This window comes from Streptomyces sp. JLBT605 (genome assembly GCF_058215555.1).
The window spans coordinates 3,260,222-3,279,584 of sequence record NZ_CM177087.1 but is presented as its reverse complement, the minus strand read 5'-3'; the positions used below and the strand labels follow the sequence as shown (position 1 = coordinate 3,279,584).

The window sequence follows — 19,363 nt, the reverse complement described above, 5'->3', positions numbered from 1 at the left end:
TCGCTGAGCACGTCGATTCGGGCGACCGGTCGCGGACGCCGCAGCCGTACGCGACCGTCCGCGGCCTCCGCCGCCAACTTGACACTGATGAATGTGACAATCCCCCGCGGCTGCGTCAAGGGTTCCGACAGCCCTATGGATACCCGCGGTAACTCGGGCTCTCGGGGGCGCACGCCCCCCTGCCCCTACGGGTAGGTCCGCCCTGAGAGGTAGCTCAATCCCATCGTCTGGTCTGACGACCGATGTGGTCCGCGCCACTAGCGTCGAATGCGTGACTGTGATCGCGACCGAAAGCCTGAGCAAGCGGTACCCGAGGGTGACCGCCCTCGACCGGCTCTCCGTTGACATCACTCCGGGCGTGACCGGCCTGGTGGGTGCCAACGGGGCCGGCAAATCCACGCTCATCAAGATCCTCCTCGGCCTGTCCCCCGCCAGCGAGGGCCGGGCCCGCGTGCTGGGTCTGGACGTGGCCACCGAGGGCAGCGCCATCCGTGAGCGCGTCGGGTACATGCCCGAGCACGACTGCCTGCCGCCCGATGTCTCGGCGACCGAGTTCGTCGTGCACATGGCCCGGATGTCAGGGCTGCCACCGGCCGCCGCCCGCGAGCGGACCGCGGACACCCTGCGGCACGTCGGGCTGTACGAGGAGCGGTACCGCCCCATCGGCGGCTACTCCACCGGCATGAAGCAGCGCGTCAAGCTCGCCCAGGCACTCGTCCACGACCCGCAGCTGGTGCTGCTGGACGAGCCGACCAACGGCCTCGATCCGGTCGGCCGGGACGACATGCTCGCGCTGATCCGCCGGGTGCACACCGACTTCGGCATCTCGGTCCTGGTCACCTCCCACCTGCTCGGCGAGCTGGAGCGCACCTGCGACCACGTCGTCGTCATCGACGGCGGCAAGCTGCTCCGGTCCAGCTCCACCAGCGACTTCACGCAGGCCACCGCCTCGCTCGCGGTGGAGGTCACCGACCGCGAGGACGCCCTGCTGGAGAGGCTGACCGCGGCCGGGCTGGCGGTGCGCGGCGAGGGGATGCTGCTCCTCGTCGACCTCGCGGCGGAGCACGGCGAGGGGACGTACGACGTGGTGCGGGACGCGGTCGCGGAGCTGGGCGTGGGTCTGGTCCGCATGGAGCAGCGCCGGCACCGGATCGCCGAGATCTTCCGTGACGACGCCGAGAGCGCGCACCACGACCCCCGGCAGATGCCCCCGTCGCGGAGCCCGCGGCAGGAGAAGGAGGGCCTGAGCCATGACGCAGCCTGACCTCGCCGCCACCACCACCGGGAGCGCTCAGTCCGCAGCCGCCAGGACGCCCGGTGCCGCCGGAGCCTCCATTCACAACATCGGCTACCGCCACTACGACGGCGCCCGTCTGGGCCGCGCCTACGCCCGCCGCTCGCTGTTCGTCCAGAGCCTGCGCGGCGCCTATGGCCTCGGCCGTTCGGCCAAGTCCAAGGTCCTGCCGATGATCCTGCTCGGGGGGATGTGCGTGCCCGCCGCGATCCTCGTCGCGGTCGCCATCTTCGGCCACACCCGGGAGCTGCCGGTCGAGTACCAGCAGTACGCGGTCTACCTCCAGGCGGTCATAGGCCTCTACCTCGCCGCCCAGGCACCGCAGTCCGTCTCCCGCGACCTGCGCTTCAAGACCGTGCCGCTGTACTTCTCCCGCCCGCTGGAGACGGTGGACTACGTCGTGGCCAAGTTCGCCGCGATGGCCTGCGCACTCTTCCTGCTCACCGCCGCGCCCGTGCTGATCCTCTACGCGGGTGCCCTGCTCGCCAAGCTCGACTTCGCCGACCAGACGGCGGGGCTGGCGCAAGGACTGGTTTCCGTGGCCCTGCTCTCCCTGCTCTTCGCCGGTATCGGCCTGGTCATAGCCGCGCTCACACCGCGCCGAGGCTTCGGTGTGGCCGCCGTCATCGCCGTCCTGACCATCAGCTACGGCGCGGTCAGCGCGGTCCAGGGCATCGCCTTCGACCAGGGCAGCACCGAGGCCATCAGCTGGCTCGGCCTGTTCTCCCCGATCACCCTGATCGACGGTGTGCAGACCGCGTTCCTCGGCGCGACGTCGTCCTTCCCCGGCAAGTACGGCCCGGACGCGGCCACCGGGGCCGTCTACCTCCTCGTCGTCCTCGGGCTGACAGCCGCCTCGTACGGCCTGCTGATGCGCCGCTACCGAAAGGTCGGACTGTGACAACAATCAAGATCGACAAAGTCTCCCGCTGGTTCGGGAACGTGGTCGCGGTCAACGACGTCAGCATGACGATCGGTCCCGGTGTGACCGGCCTGCTGGGCCCCAACGGCGCGGGCAAGTCCACCCTCATCAACATGATGGGCGGCTTCCTGCCCCCCTCCAGCGGCAGTGTCACCCTCGACTCCCAGCCGATCTGGCAGAACGAGGACGCCTACCGGCAGATCGGGCTGGTCCCCGAGCGAGAGGCGATGTACGACTTCCTCACCGGGCGGGAGTTCGTCCTCGCCAACGCCGAACTGCACGGCCTGGAGCGGCCGGTCGCCGCCACCAAGAAGGCGCTGGCCACGGTCGACATGGAGTACGCGGCGACGCGCCGGATCGACACCTACAGCAAGGGCATGCGGCAGCGCGTGAAGATGGCGTCCGCGCTGGTGCACGAGCCGTCCGTGCTGCTGCTCGACGAGCCGTTCAACGGCATGGACCCGCGCCAGCGCATGCAGTTGATGGACCTGCTGCGACGGATGGGCGCCGAGGGCCGCACCGTGCTGTTCTCCTCACACATCCTGGAGGAGGTCGAGCAGCTCGCCGCGCACATCGAGGTCGTGGTCGCGGGCCGGCATGCCGCCTCGGGCGACTTCCGCAGGATCCGCCGCCTGATGACCGACCGACCGCACCGCTACCTGGTGCGGTCCTCCGACGACCGGCGGCTCGCCGCCGCGCTGATCGCCGACCCGTCCACCGCCGGCATCGAGGTCGATGTCCACGAGGGGGAACTCCGCGTCGAAGCAGTGGACTTCGCCCGTTTCACCGAGCTGCTGCCGCGGGTGGCCCGCGATCTGGACATCCGGCTGCTCACCGTCTCGCCCTCCGACGAGTCCCTGGAAAGCGTCTTCTCCTACCTCGTCGCGGCCTGAAAGGAGCCCAGCGATGTCCGCGCTCTACCACCCCACCGTCGCCCGGCTCACCTACCGGGCCCTGCTCGGCCGCCGCCGGGCGCTCCTGCTGTCCACCCTGCCCGTGCTGCTGCTGGTCATCGCCGTCGCGGTGCGCCTGCTGACCGGTGCCGACGACTCCACCGCCGACGGCGTCCTGGGCGGCTTCGCGCTGGCCACCATGGTGCCGCTGATCGGTGTGATCGCCGGGACGGGCGCGATAGGGCCGGAGATCGACGACGGCTCGGTGATCTATCTGCTGGCCAAGCCGGTCAAACGCCCCACGATCATCTTCACCAAGCTGATCGTGGCGATCACCGTCACCGTGGCGTTCTCCGCCATCCCCACCCTGCTCGCGGGGCTCATACTCAACGGCAACAGCCAGCAGATCGCCGTCGCCTACGCCATGGCCGCGGCCGTGGCCTCCATCGCCTACAGCGCGATCTTCCTCCTGCTGGGCACCGCGACCCGCCATGCGGTGGTGGCCGGCCTGGTCTACGCGCTGGTCTGGGAGTCGGTCTTCGGCAACCTGGTCGCCGGTGCCCGCACCCTCAGCGTCCAGCAGTGGTCGCTGGCCCTGGCCCAGAAGATCGCGCACGGCGATGTGATCACCTCCGATGTCGGCCTGCCGGCGGCCGTGGTGCTGCTGACCACCGTCACCTGCGCCGCGACCTGGTACGCGGGCCGGAAGCTGCGCTCGCTGACCCTGGCCGCAGAGGAGTGACGGCGTTTTCTGCCATCGGCCTCTCCGAACTGGTGTTTAAGTAGGGGCATGATCGATTCCGATGACGTCCGTCGCATCGCGCTCTCGCTTCCGGAGACGGTGGAGAAGGAGGCATGGCGGATGCCCACCTTCCGGGTCGCCGGGAAGATGTTCGTGACGGTCCCGGACGACGAGACGTCGTTCGCCGTGCGCTGCCCCATGCACGAGCGCGCGGAGTTGATCGCGGCGGAGCCGGAGAAGTTCTGGGTGCCGCCGCACGAGGCCAGTTCCCACTGGGTGCGGGTGCGGCTGGCCGCGCTGGAGGACATGACCGAACTCCGCGACATCCTGGTGGACTCCTGGAAGCAGGCCGCCCCGCCGCGCCTGCTGGAGAGCTTCTCCGCCCCGGACTGACCCGGCGCCGGGGCCTGCCCGGTACGGTGACGGCGGCCCCGGGACAACGGTGTTCCGGGTGGTCCTTGGCGAGCGGAAGGGTCGGTTGAGTGACGGTCGCACTGTTCACCCTCGGTGGGACGATCGCGATGGGCGGTGTCGCGCGGGACAGCCAGGGCGGTGGTGTGGTCACCCGGCTGACCGGCGCCCAACTCACGGCGGCCGTCCCCGGACTGGCCGAGCTGGGCGTCCCGCTGGACGTCCAGGACACACAGGCGGTGCCGAGCGCGAGCCTGACGTACGACCAGATCCTCGACCTGGTCGGGAGCGCCTCGCGCGCGGTGGCGGCCGGCGCCACGGGGGTGGTCGTCACCCAGGGCACCGACACCCTGGAGGAGACGGCGTATCTGGTCGACCTGGTGTGGCCGCACGACGCGCCGTTCGTCCTCACCGGCGCGATGCGGAATCCGACCCTCGCCGGGCCGGACGGACCGGCGAACCTGCTGGCCGCGGCCCGGGTCGCCGCCTCAGCCGAGGCGCGCGGTCTCGGCGCGCTGGTGGTCGCCAACGACCAGATCCACGCGGCCCGCTGGGTGCGCAAGACGCACAGCACCAGCACCGCGACCTTCGCGTCTCCCGACGTCGGCCCGATCGGGCACGTCATCGAAGGCCGGGTGCGGATCCTGACCACACCACCGCGGTATCAGCCGTATCCGACACCCGGCCTCGACCGGTCGCGGCTCGCGGCGACCCGGGTGGCGCTGTACACCGCGACCCTCGACGACGACGGCGCGCTGCTGGACGGGCTCGCCGAGACCCATCAGGGTCTGGTGGTGGCGGGGTTCGGCGTCGGACACGTCTCCGCCGCGCTCGCGCCTGTGCTCGGGGCACTGGCCGAACGCATGCCGGTGGTGCTGACCTCCCGCTGCGGCAGCGGCTCGGTGCTCCGGCAGACCTATGGCGCGGTCGGCTCGGAGACCGACCTCCAGCGGCGCGGCCTGCTCAACGCCGGGTTGCTCGACCCGTACAAGGCGCGCACTCTGATCCGGCTGCTGCTGGCGACGGGCGCCGATCGCGCGGCCGTCGCCGAGGCGCTGACGCGCCACGGCTGAGCCGAGCCGGAGCGTGTGGCGGAGCGCGCCGTCCGGCCCGGTCAGGCCCGAGCCGGACGTGAAGGGAGCCGGGCCGACCCGATCAGAGCCGGACTGAGCGGGTCAGAAGCTGAAACGGTCCTGGTGGACGTGGCCGAGCCCCTCCTTGGGGTACGGCGACACCTCGACCAGGCTCACCGGCGAGCGCCCACCGGGAACGTGCGCCGCGCCGCTCTTCCGGCCGCGACGCGACAGCACGACGGTCATGGCGATGGAAGCCAGCGCCACCGCGATCAATGCGACGAGTACCGTGCCCATGAGTCCCCCCTTGTGGTGTGTCAGCTCACCGTATCCCTCAGAGCCGACGGCGGCATCGAAAACGCCCGTATCCGGCCCCTACCCCGGTACGTCCCATTCCACCCTCGCGCCCGGGTGCGATGAAACACACGGGAAACAGAGATTCTCGAACGCGTGCCCGATAGGTCATCGGAACGGGTGACGTCGATCGAAAAAGCTACCCGCGAGTCTGTTCATCGGGTGATGATTACGTTGTGCGAGTGACGGGCTGCAGACCGTCATAGCCCCTCGGTGTGCGGCGTAAACGTCCCTGTCGCCGCCGGGGATTTGGTCCCACACATGGCGTGATCCCAAGGAGAACCATGAACATCCTCACCAACGCGCTCGCTGCCGTCCTGCACTTCGTGGGCTGGCTCGTCTGACGCTAAGGACGAGCCGGGACGGCGCCCCGCACCTGGCCGGCTGACCCCCGGCCGCGCGGCGCGTACCGGCGAGACTCGACGCCGTCCCTCCCGTCCCACGGAGGGGCGGCGTCCTGCCGTGTGAGTCCCGCACCGCCGGCCCCGCCGGACACCCCTAGCGGAGTCGGGGCAGCAGGGCCGCGGCGATCGCGCCCTGCACCTCGGGCAGTTCGTCCTCGCCGTCCTCCACGTCCCACAGGGCGTTCTGGAGCACCCGCGCCAGGGTCCAGCGCAGCGCCCGCTGGCGGTCCAGAGCGAGGACATCCGTCATCAGGTCGAAGCGGCGCAGCACCGCACGCGGCACGTCCGAGCCGGCGACGACCTCCTCCCAGCGGTTCGCGAGCGCGGGCATCAGATCGAAACCCGGGTCACCGGACAGGGGTTTGGGATCGATCGCCAGCCAGGGTTCCCGGCCCGTGCCGGGCAGCGAGGCCAGCACGTTCTCGTAGTGCAGGTCCCAGTGGAGCAGCCGGTCGCCCGGCTCGTCGCGCACCTCCCGCACCGCCGCCGCGCAACTGGCCAGCAGGCGCCGCTCGTCCGGGTCGCCGAGCTCCGGCAGTGCCTCGGGGACGTCGGCGAGCATCGCGTCGGTGATCTCGGCGAGACTGCGCAGCCCGGGCGGGGCCGGGGTCGCCACCAGCCGGCCCAGCAGCCCGGCCAGAGTCAGCAGCGCCTCCTCGACGTCCGGCACCGAGGCGAGCGAGCGGGCGCCGTCCAGCCGCTCCAGCAGCATGGTCCCGGAGGCCGGGTCGTGGTCGAGGAGCCGGACCGCGCCGTCCCCCGCCCATCGGCGCAGGCCGTCCGCCTCGCCCCGGGTCTCGTCGGTCACCTGCTGGAACTTGACCGCGGCCGGGGTGCCGTCCTGGCACCGGACGGGCAGTACCAGCGCGGCGTATCCATGCGACGGGGCGCCGTCCGGACGCAGCTGCCAGCGCTCCAAGTGCTCGCTGATGAGGTCCGGCAGGGCGGCCATCCACTCCGGGCCGTCGTCGTAATCGGCGTAGTACTCGGCCAGTTGCTCGGGGATGGCGGGGATGGCGGAGATGGGTATCCGGGTACCGGTCATGCGGGGGCGTCTCCTGTCAGACTCGCGGCCACCGTCTGCGCGAAGGCGGCCGCCACCGGGCTGAGCGTGTCCCACTGGCGCACCGCCCACCCGGCGGCCAGCGGCGGTAGTGAGGGGATGGGGATCAGCCGCAGGTCGCGGCGGGGCGTGTCGGCCCAGCCGGGCAGGGCGGGCACCACCGCGTGACCGAGGCCGAGTTCGGCCAGCAGGATGGCGGTGTCCCAGTCAGCGACGCTGGTGGTGGAGACGGGCTCGCAGCCCGGGCGGGTGAGGTGTTCGTCCAGCCACAACCGGGAGAACGAGTTCTCCGGCAGTCGGATCAGGCGGATCGCGCTCAGGTCGCCGGGGCCTATCTCGGTGCGCTCCGCGAGCGGGTCGTCCGTGCGGACCGCCAGCACCCAGGGCAGTTCGGTGACCACCCGCTGCTCCACGCCGCGCACCGGCGGCCGGATGGTGATCCAGGCCAGGTCAGCGGTGTTGGCGGCGAGCGCGGCGAGGCAGGCCCGGCTGGAATTCTCCGTCTGGAACTCCAGGCTGACGTGCGGGTGCCGCTGCCGGAACGCCACCACCCCGGCAGACATGAAGTGCCGCACCGTCGTCGCCCCGGTGGTGATGCGCACCGTCCCGCCGTCGCCCTGCCGCATGTCGCGCAGCCGGCGCAGCCCGTGGTCGAGCCCACCCAGGCCCTCGGCCGCCGAACGGTGCAGGACCCGGCCGGCCTGGGTGGGGGCGACGCCCCGCGGCTGACGCTCCAAGAGCTTGATGCCCAGCTCGCGTTCGAGCCGCTTGACGCGCTGGCTGACCGCCGACTGGGTGCAGCCCAGCTCGCGGGCGACGGCGCTGAGGCTGCCCGATTCGCAGACGGCGACAAAGGCGCGGAGATCGTCGAGAGTCACCGATCCACGTTAGCGAGTGGTGCGGTATGCCCCGCCGCGGGCTGCCCCGGTCCGGCCTGGCCGAATCCAGCCTGCGCCGGCCCGTCCTGGGTCGCTCCGTCCAGCCCGGCCTGCGCCGGCCCGTCCTGGGTCACTCCGTCCAGCCCGGCCTGCGCCGGAACGTGCACCGGCCCGTCCTGGCCCGGCTTGCCGCGGACCACGGCGAGGACCACCACCCCGGTCACCAGCGCGACGAGGCCGGAGATCAGGCAGATCCGGTCCAGGCCCGCGGCGAAGGCGTAGTGCACCAGCGAGTCGGCCGCCCGATGGGCCGGTCCCGGCGGGGCGTTGTCCAGCACCGCCTGGGCGTGGCCGCCGCTGATCGCGTCGGCCGTCCGGGACACCTCATCGGACGGGATTCCGGCGCCCGGGCCCGCGTCCGTCGCCGCGTCCGCCACCACGTCCTTCACTCGGGACGCGAAGACCGTGCCCAGCACCGCGATGCCCAGCGCGTAGCCCAGCTGCCGGAAGGTGTTCACGGCGCCGCTGGCCATGCCCGCCCGCTCCGGCGGTGCGGAGTCGAGCGCCGCCTTGACCAGCACCGGAATGCCGAGCCCGACGCCCACACCGGCCACGACCAGCCCCGGGGTCAGGGCCGCCCAGCCGGAACCGGAATCCAGCAGCAGGACATGGATCAGGGAGCCGGTGCCGACCAGCAGCAGCCCGCAGCCCAGTGCCCGCCCGGGGGCGACGCGCTCCAGCAGCCGGCCGCCCGCGGCGCCCACCACCAGGGTCGCGCCGGCCAGCGGGGTCACCGCCAGGCCGGCCTGTACCGGACTGAGGCCGAGCACCGACTGGAACCAGATCCCGGCGTAGGTGAAGTACGGGAAGGCCGCGGCCTGGAGCAGTAGCGCCGCCGCCATCAGCACCGCGAAGGACGGTCGGCGCAGCAGCGCGAGATCGAGCAGCGGCTGCCGGGCCCGGCGTTCGGCGAGGACGAAGACGAGCAGCGCGAGCGCCGCGACGACGAGTGCGGCGACCGAGACGGTGTCGCCCCAGCCCTCCTCGCCACCCCGGATCAGCCCGTAGGTCAGCGCGCCGGCGAAGAGGGTGAACGCGACGGTGCCCGGAGCGTCGATCCGCGCCCCCGGCGCCCCGCGCGACTCCGCGACCGTACGGATGGTGATCCACATCGCCAGCGCGGTCAGCGGCAGGTTGACCAGGAAGATCCAGCGCCAGTCGGCGTACTCGGTGAGCAGGCCGCCCAGGACCGGGCCGACCGCCACCGCGGCGCCGCTCGTGCCGCCCCAGACGCCGAAGGCGACGCCCCGGTCCCGGCCGGAGTAGGTGGCCATCAGCAGCGGGGTGTTGGTGGCGAACATGGCGGCCGCCCCCACGCCCTGCGCGGCACGCGCGGCGATCAGGGTGCCGGTGTCCGGGGCGAGTCCGCAGGCCAGCGAGGAGAGCGCGAAGACGGCCAGGCCGACCAGGTAGAGCCGGCGGCGGCCGAAGAGATCGGCCGCGGACCCGGCCGCCATCAGCAGCGCCGCGAGCGCCAGGGCGTAGATGTCCATCACCCACTGGAGCGAGGTGAAGGAGGCGTCCAGGCCGTGCGCCATGTGCGGCAGCGCGGTGTTCACGATGGTGACGTCGATCAGCAGCATGAAGTTGCCGAGGGTGATGGCGGCGAGCGGCCACCATTTCGTGCGCATGCGGAACTCCGTACGTCGGATGAGGTGGTGCGGGGGGACCTGGTGACTGTGCGATCCGCGGGGGCGGCGTAGCCACTCAGGCCCGGTCCGCGCGGCGCTATCCGACATCGGGTTAGCGTGGTTTGGTGAAATCCGACACGGGGGAGGGCGCCGCGGAGCAGTCGGCGCGGCGGCACGAACGGGGAAACGAGGGGGGCCACGACCGGGGGCACCACCGGGGCCACGATCGGGGGTTCGACGAGCTGGACCGACAGCTGGTCCATGCCCTCCAGCTCGATGCCCGTGCCCCGTTCAGCCGGATCGGCGAGGTGCTGGGCGTCTCCGACCAGACCGTGGCCCGCCGTTACACCCGGCTGCGCTCCACCGGCGCGATCCGGGTGCTCGGGCTGACCGAGCCCGAACTGCTGGGTGAGGTGGTCTGGATGGTCAGGGTGCAGTGCACCCCGGACGCCGCGACCTCCGTCGCCGAGGCGCTGGCCCGCCGCCCGGACACCGCGTGGGTGAGCATGCTCTCCGGCGGCACCGAGATCGCGGCCGTCACCCGCGCCGCCAGCGACCAGGACAGCGACGCGCTGCTGCTGCGGACGCTGCCCAGCACCCCGCGCGTGGTGGGCGTCACCGCGCATCTGCTGCTGCACACCTTCTTCGGCGGGGCGCAGAGCCTGGTCAGCAAGTCCGGGACGCTCAGCGCGGATCAGGTCGCGCGGCTGACCGGAGACGGGGACGGAGACGGGAACGGAGATGGGGGTGGGGACGGGTTCGGGACCCGTCGCGGGGCCGGGCACGTTCGGGCGAGCGCGGCGGGTGGCCCGCTCACCGCCGGGGACCAGCGGATGCTGGCGGAGCTGGCGCGGGACGGGCGGGCGCGGCCCGCCGATCTCGCGGCCGTCACCGGCTGGTCCCAGTCGACCGTACGCCGTCGGATGGCGGAGCTGCTGGCCGACGGCACGCTCTACTTCGACGTCGACTACGACCACCGGATCTTCGGTCTCGGTGTCACCGCGCTGTTGTATCTGTCCGTGCCGCCGTCCGAACTCGTCGCGACCGGCGAGGCGTTGGCCACGCATCCCGAGGTGGGTTTCGCCTGCGCCACCACCGGGCCGCACAATCTCCTCGCCTCGGTGGTCTGCGCCGATGTGCGGTCGCTGTACACGTATGTGACGACGCGGGTCGCCGCGCTGCCCGCCGTGCAGAGCATGGAGACGGCACCGAGGATCCGGACCGTCAAGGGCCCCGGACCCTTTCCGGTGCCCCCGCACGCCCGCAGGCCACACGCCTGACCCGCGCCCGGCTCACGCGCGCGCCCGGCTGAGGCGCGCCGGGCCGACGGGCGGCCGGTTCACCGGCCGAACAGCCGCTCCAGGACCAGGGCGATGCCGTCTTCGTCATTGGACGCGGTGACCTCGTCGGCCACCGACTTCAGCTCCGGGTGCGCGTCCGCCATCGCCACGCCGTGCGCGGCCCAGCCGAACATCGGGATGTCGTTGGGCATGTCGCCGAAGGCGATCGTCTCGGCGGCCTTGATCCTCAGGCGGCGGGCGGCCAGCGACAGCCCGGTCGCCTTGCTGAGGCCCAGCGGCAGCAACTCCACTATGCCGGCGCCCGCCATGGTGACGCCGACCAGGTTGCCGGCCACCGTGACGGCGGCCTTGACCAGCTCCTCGTCGGGCAGCTCGGGGTGCTGGATGTAGAGCTTGGTGAGGGGTGCGGCCCACACCTCGGCCGGATCGGTGAAGGGGGTGTACGGCAGGTCGCCGCCGAGCGTGCGGTAGCCGGGTCCGACCAGCACCTCGCCGTCCAGGCCGTCGCGGCTGGCCGCCAGGAAGACCGGCCCGACCTCCGCTTCGATCTTGGCGAGCGCCAGGCCGGCGAGCTGCCGGTCCAGCGTCACCGAGGTCAGCAGCCGGTGCTCACCCGCGTGGTAGAGCTGGGCGCCCTGGCCGCAGACCGCGAGCCCCTGGTATCCGAGGCTGTCCAGGATGTGGCGCGTCCAGGGCACCGCCCGGCCGGTGACCACAAGGTGGGCGGCACCGGCCGCGGTGGCCGTGGCGAGCGCCGCACGGGTGCGCGGCGAGATGGTCTCGTCGGAACGCAGCAGCGTCCCGTCGAGGTCCGTCGCGATCAGCCGGTACGGGAGCGGGGCGGCGGCGCTCACTCGGTGGGCTTGGCCGGCTTGGTGGAGCCGGTGGGCTTGGCCGTGGGCTCCAGGACCTCGCGGCCGCCCAGGTAGGGCCGGAGGATCTCCGGGACCCGAACGGAGCCGTCGGCCTGCTGGTGGTTCTCGAAGATCGCCACGATGGTGCGGGGGACCGCGCAGAGCGTGCCGTTGAGCGTCGCCAGCGGCCGGACGTGCTGCTTGCCGTCCTTGGCTTCACGGACCCGGACCGACAGCCGCCGCGCCTGGAACTCGTCGCAGTTGGAAGCGGAGGTCAGCTCGCGGTACTTGCCCTGGGTCGGGATCCACGCCTCGCAGTCGAACTTCCGGGAGGCCGAGGCCCCCAGGTCGCCGGTGGCCACGTCGATCACCTGGAACGGCAGCTCCAGGCTGGTCAGCCACTGCTTCTCCCACTCCAGCAGCCGCCGGTGCTCGGCCTCGGCGTCCTCCGGCGCGACGTAGGAGAACATCTCGACCTTGTCGAACTGGTGGACCCGGAAGATGCCGCGGGTGTCCTTGCCGTACGTGCCGGCCTCGCGGCGGAAGCAGGGCGAGAAGCCCGCGTACCGCAGCGGGAGCTTGTCCGCGTCGATGATCTCGTCCATGTGGTACGCGGCGAGCGGGACCTCGGAGGTGCCGACCAGGTAGTAGTCGTCCTTCTCCAGGTGGTAGACGTTCTCCGCGGCCTGGCCGAGGAAGCCGGTGCCCTCCATGGCGTGCGGCCGGACCAGCGCCGGGGTCAGCATCGGGATGAACCCGGCCTCGGTGGCCTGCGCGATGGCGGCGTTGACCAGGGCCAGCTCCAGCAGCGCGCCGACGCCGGTGAGGTAGTAGAAGCGCGAGCCGGAGACCTTGGCGGCCCGCTCGACGTCGATGGCGCCGAGAGCCTGGCCGATCTCCAGGTGGTCCTTGGGCTCGAAGCCCTCGGCCTGGAAGTCGCGCGGGGTGCCGATGGTCTCCAGGACCGCGAAGTCGTCCTCGCCGCCGACCGGGACCTCGGGGTGGACCAGGTTGCCCAGCTTGAGCAGCAGGGCCTGGGTCTCCGCCTTGGCCTCGTCCTGCTCGGCGTCGGCGGCCTTGACGGCGGCGGACAGCTCGCCGGCGCGCTTCAGCAGCTCGGCCTTCTCGTCGCCGGCGGCCTTGGGGATGAGCTTGCCGAGCGACTTCTGCTCGGCACGCAGCTCGTCGAAGCGGACGCTGGAGGACCTGCGCCGCTCGTCGGCGGAGAGCAGCGCGTCGACGAGCGCGACATCCTCTCCACGGGCGCGCTGGGAGGCGCGCACACGGTCGGGGTCCTCACGGAGCAGGCGAAGGTCAATCACTCCACCAGGTTACCGGTGCGGCGTCCGGGACCTCGACCCGATATCCCCTTGTGTTGCCATTTGTCCCTTTTGCGCATTTAGGTGACGGCCAGGAAAGCCGGTGAATTCCGTCGGACGGGTGCCCTGTCGGGCGCCGTCAAAGAATTCGTGCGCATTCGCTGAAAAGGGGCATGCGGGGAGGGTGGTGCTGACCGGCCCCGAGCGTACTCCCTTGTGCTCGGGAGGAGTTGGACGCGGGTGGCGACCACGGGTTGTCCACAGGGGATCGGCTCTCCCGGTTAGTTATCCACAGCCTGTGTGTGGGATCTGTGGATTCCGGAATTGATCATTCCGTCTTGGTGGTGATGACCGCTGGATTCCCGGATCAAACCATGGACTCGCACTCTTTCGAGTGGGAATGATTAACTTTCGATGACTCTAAAGGGTTGATCGCCGCAATTCGGCTGACGGTGGCAACCGACCGGGCTGTGGACATCGATGGAGTGAGTTTGGCGATCTGTCGACGATGTCGGGTTGATCTGTCGACTTATCCCCAGCGGCGGGATGCCGCCTGTGGATAACTTGGCGGTGGCTGGGGACAACGGGTGGCTGGGGACAACGAACGGCCGCGGGCCGCTCGGCTCAGGCCCGGCCGTCCTGGCAGCGGGCCAGCCACTCCGCGGCCGCCACGAACTCCTCGTCGGAGGTGCCGGCCCGCAGGGCCCCCACCTCCGAGGGCTGGACGCCCGCGCGCGGATACGAGCCCAGGAAACGCACCTTCGGGCAGATCCGCTTGAGCCCCATCAGCGCCGAACCCACCCGGCGGTCGTTGATGTGCCCCTCGCAGTCCACCGAGAAGCAGTAGCGGCCCATGCCCTCGCCGGTCGGCCGCGACTCGATCCGCATCAGGTTCACCCCGCGCGCCGAATACTCCTGGAGCAGCTCCAGCAGGGCGCCGGGATGGTCGTCGCCGAGCCAGATGACCACCGAGGTCTTGTCCGCGCCGGTCCACGCGGCCGGGCGGGCCGGGCGGCCGACCAGCACGAAGCGGGTGACCGCGTTGGGGGCGTCGTGGATCTCCGAGACCAGGGGCTCCAGCCCGTACCGGGCGGCCGCGAACTCACCGGCGAACGCCCCGTCGTACCGCCCCTCCTGGACCAGCCGGGCGCCGTCCGCGTTCGAGGCCGCCGACTCCCACTGCGCGTCGGGGAGGTTGGCCGCCAGCCAGTTGCGCACCTGCGGCTGGGCCACCGGGTGACCGGTCACCGTCTTCACGTCCGCCAGCGTCGTACCGGGGCGCACCAGCAGGGCGAAGGCGATCGGCAGCAGCACCTCGCGGTAGATCATCAGCGGTTCGCCGGTGGCGAGTTCGTCGAGGGTGGCGGTGACGCCGCCCTCCACGGAGTTCTCGATCGGCACCAGGGCCCCAGCGGCGGAGCCGGACCGGACGGCGTCGAGCGCGGCCGGGACGGAGACCATCGGGATCAGCTCGCGGGTGGCGGCCTCCGGCAGGGTGCGCAGCGCGGCCTCGGTGAAGGTTCCTTCGGGGCCGAGGTAGGTGTAGCTGCTGGCCGACATCACGGTGGACTCCCCTGCGATCTGAAGGAGCGACCCACGATACCCACGCGCGGCTGGGGGCGTGGTGGACCGTCCGAGCTGTGGAACGGGCGGCGCCGGCTTCACAGGCACGGCTCGGAGTGGTCCCCGCCGCCTCCTCCCGCGACGGTCGTCAGCGGCCGGCCCGGTGGGCGGGCGAGACCGATCAGGATCAGCACCAGTTCGTCGACTACCTCGTCGAGGGTGGCGTCGACCTGCCCGGCGGTCCAGTCGTGCAGCAGGCCGTTGACCGCGCCGATGAAGGCTCTGGCGGAGAGCCGGAAGTCCCGGGGCGCGGCCTCGCCCCGCTCGACCGCCTCGGCCGCGTGCACGCACAGCAGGCGCACCCAGCGGCTCCGGCGTATCAGCCGCTGCCGCTCCAGCCGGGGACTCACTCCGAGGATCTCCACGAAGGCGATCCGGATATGGCGCGGATCGCCGGTCGTGGCCGCCGCGTACGCGCGGAAGACCGCACCCGCGCGCTCGGCCAGCGGCAGCCCGTGGGAGGCGGCGAGGGCGCCGAGGGCGGCCCGCTCCGCGTGGTCGTTGACCTGGTGATAGAGGGTGGCGAGCACCTCCTCCAGGCTGCCGAACTCCTCGTAGAACTGCCGGGTGGACAGCCCGGCCGCCTCGCACAGCGCGCTCACCGAGGTGGCGCGGTAGCCCGGGGTGTCACCGAAGAGCCGCAGGCCGGCGTCGAGCAGCCGCTGCCGCCGCTCGGCCCGCCGCTCCTGCGCCGATCGGCCGGCGTACCTCCCGGTGGGACGTCTGGCCGTGCCCGCCACCTGTTCCCCCCTCGCTCGATCGGCTTGGAGAGAGGACTTACCGGTTGACCGGTTCTTTATGCCGGTGTCCCTTGCCGACTGCCGCTTCGCTGGGAGCGCCCGGTGCCCTGGGGGCGCACGGAGCGGCTGTCCCGGCGCACCGGAGCACGCCCGGCGCTTGAGGGGGCTGGGAGCTGTCCGGGGGGACGCCGCGACACCGCGGAGACCCCCCGGACACCTCTAACCCCTCCAGTTTCAACCCTCCAGCAGCGGCTGCCCGACGTACGAGCCCGGCCGCGGCGCCGGCGGCACCGCGAACAGCCCGCTCGCCTCATGCCGCAGGAAGCGGGAGAGGCCGTCGCCCCGGTCCAGCTTCCGCTGCACCGGCACGAACCCCTTCATGGGGTCCGCCTGCCAGGCGATGAACAGCAAGCCCGCGTCCGGCGCCCCGTCCTCCCGGAATCCGTCGTGGTACGAGAACGGCCGCCGCAGCATCGCGGCGCCCTGGTTCGTCTCCGGTGCCGCGACCCGCACATGCGCGTCGCCCGCGACGGCCAGCGCACCCTCGGGGGTGAGCTTGCCGAGGTCGACGGGGGTGGTCTCGGTCCCGCCCGACAGCGGCGCACCGTCGGACTTGCGGCGGCCGATCACCTGCTCCTGCTCGGTCAGCGACAGGTTGTCCCAGGAGTCCAGCAGCATCCGGATGCGCCGGACCACGGCGTACGAGCCGCCCGCCATCCACTCCGGCTCTCCGCCGGCGGGCACGAACACCCGCCGGTCGAAGTCCGGGTCGGACTGCTTGGGGTTGTTGGTGCCGTCGACCTGCCCCATCAGATTGCGGGCGGACATCGGCCGCTCGGTGGCGCCCGGGGTGCGGTTGAAGCCGTTCATCTGCCAGCGCAGCCGCGCCGCGTCCCCCGCCTCCCGCTGGAGGGCGCGCAGCGCGTGGAAGGCGACCAGCGCGTCGTCCGCCCCGATCTGCACCCACAGATCACCGTTGCTGCGCTTGGCGTCCAGGGCGTCGGCCGAGAAGTCGGGCAGCGGGGCCAGCGCCCGCGGCATCCGGCCGGACAGCCCGGTCCGGCCGAAGAACGTCCGGCCGAAGCCGAAGGTGACGGTCAGCGAGGAGGGGCCCGCGTCCAGCGCGATGCCGGTGTCCGCCTCCCCGGCCTGCGGGTCGCCCGCCATCAGCCGTTCCGCCGTCGCCGACCAGCGGCGCAGCAGCGCGGCCGCCGCCTTGCGGTCCGCCCCCGGCGCCAGGTCGAAGGCCAGCAGATGGCCGCACGCCTGCAGCGGGGTGGTGATGCCGGGCTGGGGCCCTTCGGTGCGGAAGGCGACGGAGGTCGACCCGACGCTGCTGAGACTGGTCGGCGGCTCGTCCCGCAGTGCCTCGGCGCCGGCCGCCCCGGCCGCGCCACCGGCCACCAGACCGGCCGCGCCGACGGCACCGGCCGTACCCAGCAGCCGGCGGCGGGAGAGCGCCGGCCGCTGCTCGTCCTCCGGCGGCGTCGGCTTCCGCTTCGGCTGGGTGCTCGGCCGCTGGTGCTCGTCCTGCTTCTTCCGCGGTTGCTGCTTGTTCCGCTTCATCTGGGGCTGTCGCTGGTTCTGCTGCGTCACGGGCCGACCTTCACGGTCTTGACCTCGGTCACCTGGTCGATGTCGGAGGTCCGTACGGTCATGGAGAGTTGCCAGGCACCGGACACCGGCAGCTGGAAGCGGGACGCGCTCCAGTGTCCGGTGGAGAGATGGTCCAGCGTCGCGGTGAGCGGGCCGATGTCCTGCTTGCGCTGGGTGAAGGCCAGCTTGAGCTCCGCCACGTCGACCGGCCGGCCGGCGGGGTCGGTGAGGTACACATGCACCTGGTTGTCGCCCTTGCGGGCCGGGTCGAGGGTGATCTCGGCGGTGCCGCGTCCACTCTTGTTCCCGGTGTCGTACGGGACCTTCAGGGTGACCGGCCCGGCGGCGGGGGCGCTGCCCCGGGCGGCCGCCTGCTCGGTCTCCGCCCGCCCCGGCTGGGTCCCGGTCAGCAGGGTGGTCACCGCCAGCAGGACCACGGCCACGGCGGTCTCGGCCAGCACCGAACGGCGCAGTGCGCCCCGCTGCGGGTCGCTGTCGCGGCGGCGGAGTGCCGCCGTCTTGTCCACCGCGGCCCGTTGGCGGGCGAGCTGGGCGGCCCGGACCGAGTCGGCCCCGCCATCGCCGGTGTCCGAGCCACCGGAATCCGAGCCGGTGATGGTCGGCGTGTCCGCCGTATCCGCCTGGTCCGCCTGATCCGCCGTGACGGTTCCCCTGCCCCCGGCCGCGGCTCGGGCGCGCGCGGCCGCGGGCCGGCCGGTCCCGGTCGCCTTGTTCTTCGCGCCCTTCGTGACCTTCGCGCCCTGCGTGCGCTGGGCGTCCGGCGCGTCCGACGACACCTGTGCCGGGTCGGTGAGGCGGGCCGTCCAGCGACGGGACACCCCGGCGATGCCGACCAGCACGGTGATCAGCGACACCTTGATCAGCAGCAGCCGCCCGTACTCGGTGTCGGTCAGCGCTCCCCAGCTGCCCACCTGCCGCCATGCCTGGTAGAGGCCGGTCGCGACGAGGACGAGGACGGAGCCGAACGCCATCCGCGAGAAGCGGCGTACCGCAGGGGCCGGAACCGGCTCACCGGAGCGGAGCGTCACCAGCAGGGACACCAGTCCGCCCAGCCAGACCGCCACGGCCAGCAGGTGCAGCACATCGACCGGCATGGCCAGCCAGGGCTGGATGCCGACCGAGGCGTGCTCGGCCATCGCCCAGGTGGCGCCGAGTCCGGCCGAGACCACCGCACCGCCGCAGGCGAGGCCGACGGCCAGATCCCGGCGGACCCGTGCGTCGTCGCCCCCGGCCCCGGAGCCGTCCCCCGAAGCCGACGTGTCCCCAGACCCGGACCCCGACCCGGTCGCCGTCCCCGTCCCGGCGTGTGCCGCGCGGCGGGCGTACGAGCCGAAGAGCACCGCCACGAAGACCGCCGCCGCGCCGAGCAGCAGCAGCCGGGACAGCAGCGCCGACCCCGGCTTGGTGGACAGCACGTCGTCCAGTCCGCCGAGGTCGAAGGCCGCGCCGACACCGTCGCCGTTCACATACGGGCCGCGCAGCAGCAACAGCAGCAGGGTGGCGACGAAGAGCGTCACCCAGCCCCCCGCGGCGACCTTCTCCACCGGCCGCGAGGACCGGCAGACCCCCGCGAAGACGCAGCCGCCGATCAGCAGCACGAAGCCCGCGTACGCGGCGTACCGGGCGATGCCGTAGAGCAGGTCGACCGTGTCGTCCGGTTCCGCGCTCGTCGGCACCGACACCGTGGTCTTCGACGGCGCCCCGATGGAGAAGGTGAAGGCCCCGCCCACCGGGTGGCTGTCCTCCGAGACCGCCTTCCAGGCCACCGTGAAGGTGCCGTCCGGCAGGCCCGAGTGGAGGGCCACGGACGCGGTCGACGACTTGCCCGCCACATGGCTCGGCTCACCGGAGTCCACCCGCTTGCCGCGCGGATCCAGCACCCGCACGGAGTCGTCGGAGAGCAGCACCCCCTCGGAGAAGGTGAGCGTCACCCGCTCCGGCGCGGTCTGCAGCACCGAGCCCTCGGCCGGGTCGGTGGCGGTCAGCGCGGCGTGCGCGGCCGCGGGCGTCGCGCCCAGACCCAGCACGCACAGCAGCGCGGCGAGCAGCGTTCCGCACAGCGACAGCAGCCGCCGGTGGGACAGCAGGCGCCGGTGCGACGGCCGGCGCCGGTCCGGGTCCGGGGCCGGCACGGGCCGTCGGCGCGGCAGCGGTCGCCGGGTGGCGGGGGCCAGGGAGGTCATC

At 72.3% G+C, this 19,363-nt stretch carries 17 protein-coding genes; 7 read left to right on the top strand and 10 right to left on the bottom strand.

Features of this window, described 5'->3' with window-relative positions; all coding sequences use genetic code 11:
• Positions 1-244 precede the first annotated feature (244 nt).
• The 6 genes from AC4BDD_RS14215 (at position 245) to AC4BDD_RS14190 (ending at position 5,335) form a co-directional block, all read left to right on the top strand.
• A complete protein-coding gene (locus AC4BDD_RS14215) occupies positions 245-1,264 on the top strand; it encodes an ABC transporter ATP-binding protein (RefSeq protein ID WP_490691365.1) in 1,020 nt (339 codons plus the stop codon).
• The gene (locus tag AC4BDD_RS14210; RefSeq protein WP_490691364.1) at positions 1,251-2,195 is read left to right on the top strand and encodes an ABC transporter permease subunit; all 945 of its coding nucleotides are present in this window, start codon (positions 1,251-1,253) and stop codon (positions 2,193-2,195) included. The genes AC4BDD_RS14215 and AC4BDD_RS14210 overlap by 14 nt, the downstream gene beginning before the upstream one ends.
• Positions 2,192-3,109 carry an ABC transporter ATP-binding protein gene (locus AC4BDD_RS14205; RefSeq protein WP_490691363.1) on the top strand — a complete coding sequence of 306 codons (918 nt, stop codon included), beginning with the start codon at positions 2,192-2,194 and terminating at the stop codon, positions 3,107-3,109. Before AC4BDD_RS14210 ends, AC4BDD_RS14205 begins: the two co-directional genes overlap by 4 nt.
• Before the next feature lie 13 nt (positions 3,110-3,122).
• Positions 3,123-3,851 carry an ABC transporter permease subunit gene (locus AC4BDD_RS14200; protein ID WP_490691362.1) on the top strand — a complete coding sequence of 243 codons (729 nt, stop codon included), beginning with the start codon at positions 3,123-3,125 and terminating at the stop codon, positions 3,849-3,851.
• Positions 3,852-3,899: 48 nt separating this feature from the next.
• A complete protein-coding gene (locus tag AC4BDD_RS14195) occupies positions 3,900-4,244 on the top strand; it encodes an MmcQ/YjbR family DNA-binding protein (protein WP_490691361.1) in 345 nt (114 codons plus the stop codon).
• Between the two features lie 89 nt (positions 4,245-4,333).
• Complete coding sequence (locus AC4BDD_RS14190) at positions 4,334-5,335, top strand: asparaginase (protein ID WP_490691360.1); 1,002 nt, start codon at positions 4,334-4,336, stop codon at positions 5,333-5,335.
• A gap of 102 nt (positions 5,336-5,437) precedes the next feature.
• Here the strand turns inward: AC4BDD_RS14190 and AC4BDD_RS14185 are convergent, their stop codons facing one another.
• The 4 genes from AC4BDD_RS14185 to AC4BDD_RS14170 form a co-directional block, all read right to left on the bottom strand.
• Entirely contained in the window at positions 5,438-5,632 is a 195-nt protein-coding gene (locus AC4BDD_RS14185) for a hypothetical protein (RefSeq protein ID WP_490691359.1), read from the bottom strand.
• 555 nt (positions 5,633-6,187) lie between these two features.
• Positions 6,188-7,138: an aminoglycoside phosphotransferase family protein gene (locus tag AC4BDD_RS14180; protein ID WP_490691358.1), complete on the bottom strand. Its 951-nt coding sequence runs from the start codon at positions 7,136-7,138 to the stop codon at positions 6,188-6,190.
• The gene (locus AC4BDD_RS14175) at positions 7,135-8,034 is read right to left on the bottom strand and encodes a LysR family transcriptional regulator (protein ID WP_490691357.1); all 900 of its coding nucleotides are present in this window, start codon (positions 8,032-8,034) and stop codon (positions 7,135-7,137) included. The genes AC4BDD_RS14180 and AC4BDD_RS14175 overlap by 4 nt, the downstream gene beginning before the upstream one ends.
• Positions 8,031-9,725 carry an MFS transporter gene (locus AC4BDD_RS14170; RefSeq protein ID WP_490691356.1) on the bottom strand — a complete coding sequence of 565 codons (1,695 nt, stop codon included), beginning with the start codon at positions 9,723-9,725 and terminating at the stop codon, positions 8,031-8,033. The genes AC4BDD_RS14175 and AC4BDD_RS14170 overlap by 4 nt, the downstream gene beginning before the upstream one ends.
• Positions 9,726-9,967: 242 nt before the next feature.
• Here AC4BDD_RS14170 and AC4BDD_RS14165 point away from each other — a divergent pair, with 242 nt between their 5' ends.
• Complete coding sequence (locus AC4BDD_RS14165; RefSeq protein ID WP_490691775.1) at positions 9,968-11,005, top strand: Lrp/AsnC family transcriptional regulator; 1,038 nt, start codon at positions 9,968-9,970, stop codon at positions 11,003-11,005.
• Between the two features lie 59 nt (positions 11,006-11,064).
• Here the strand turns inward: AC4BDD_RS14165 and AC4BDD_RS14160 are convergent, their stop codons facing one another.
• The 6 genes from AC4BDD_RS14160 to AC4BDD_RS14135 form a co-directional block, all read right to left on the bottom strand.
• Complete coding sequence (locus AC4BDD_RS14160) at positions 11,065-11,880, bottom strand: HAD family hydrolase (protein ID WP_490691355.1); 816 nt, start codon at positions 11,878-11,880, stop codon at positions 11,065-11,067.
• Positions 11,877-13,202, bottom strand: a complete 1,326-nt coding sequence (gene serS / locus AC4BDD_RS14155; RefSeq protein WP_490691354.1) for a serine--tRNA ligase — start codon at positions 13,200-13,202, stop codon at positions 11,877-11,879. Before serS ends, AC4BDD_RS14160 begins: the two co-directional genes overlap by 4 nt.
• Positions 13,203-13,823: 621 nt before the next feature.
• The gene (gene pheA / locus AC4BDD_RS14150) at positions 13,824-14,759 is read right to left on the bottom strand and encodes a prephenate dehydratase (protein ID WP_490691353.1); all 936 of its coding nucleotides are present in this window, start codon (positions 14,757-14,759) and stop codon (positions 13,824-13,826) included.
• 101 nt (positions 14,760-14,860) lie between these two features.
• The gene (locus AC4BDD_RS14145) at positions 14,861-15,562 is read right to left on the bottom strand and encodes a TetR/AcrR family transcriptional regulator (RefSeq protein ID WP_490691352.1); all 702 of its coding nucleotides are present in this window, start codon (positions 15,560-15,562) and stop codon (positions 14,861-14,863) included.
• Positions 15,563-15,796: 234 nt separating this feature from the next.
• A complete protein-coding gene (efeB, locus tag AC4BDD_RS14140; RefSeq protein WP_490691351.1) occupies positions 15,797-17,158 on the bottom strand; it encodes an iron uptake transporter deferrochelatase/peroxidase subunit in 1,362 nt (453 codons plus the stop codon).
• Entirely contained in the window at positions 17,155-19,353 is a 2,199-nt protein-coding gene (locus tag AC4BDD_RS14135) for a copper resistance CopC/CopD family protein (RefSeq protein ID WP_490691774.1), read from the bottom strand. Before AC4BDD_RS14135 ends, efeB begins: the two co-directional genes overlap by 4 nt.
• Between the last annotated feature and the right edge of the window lie 10 nt (positions 19,354-19,363).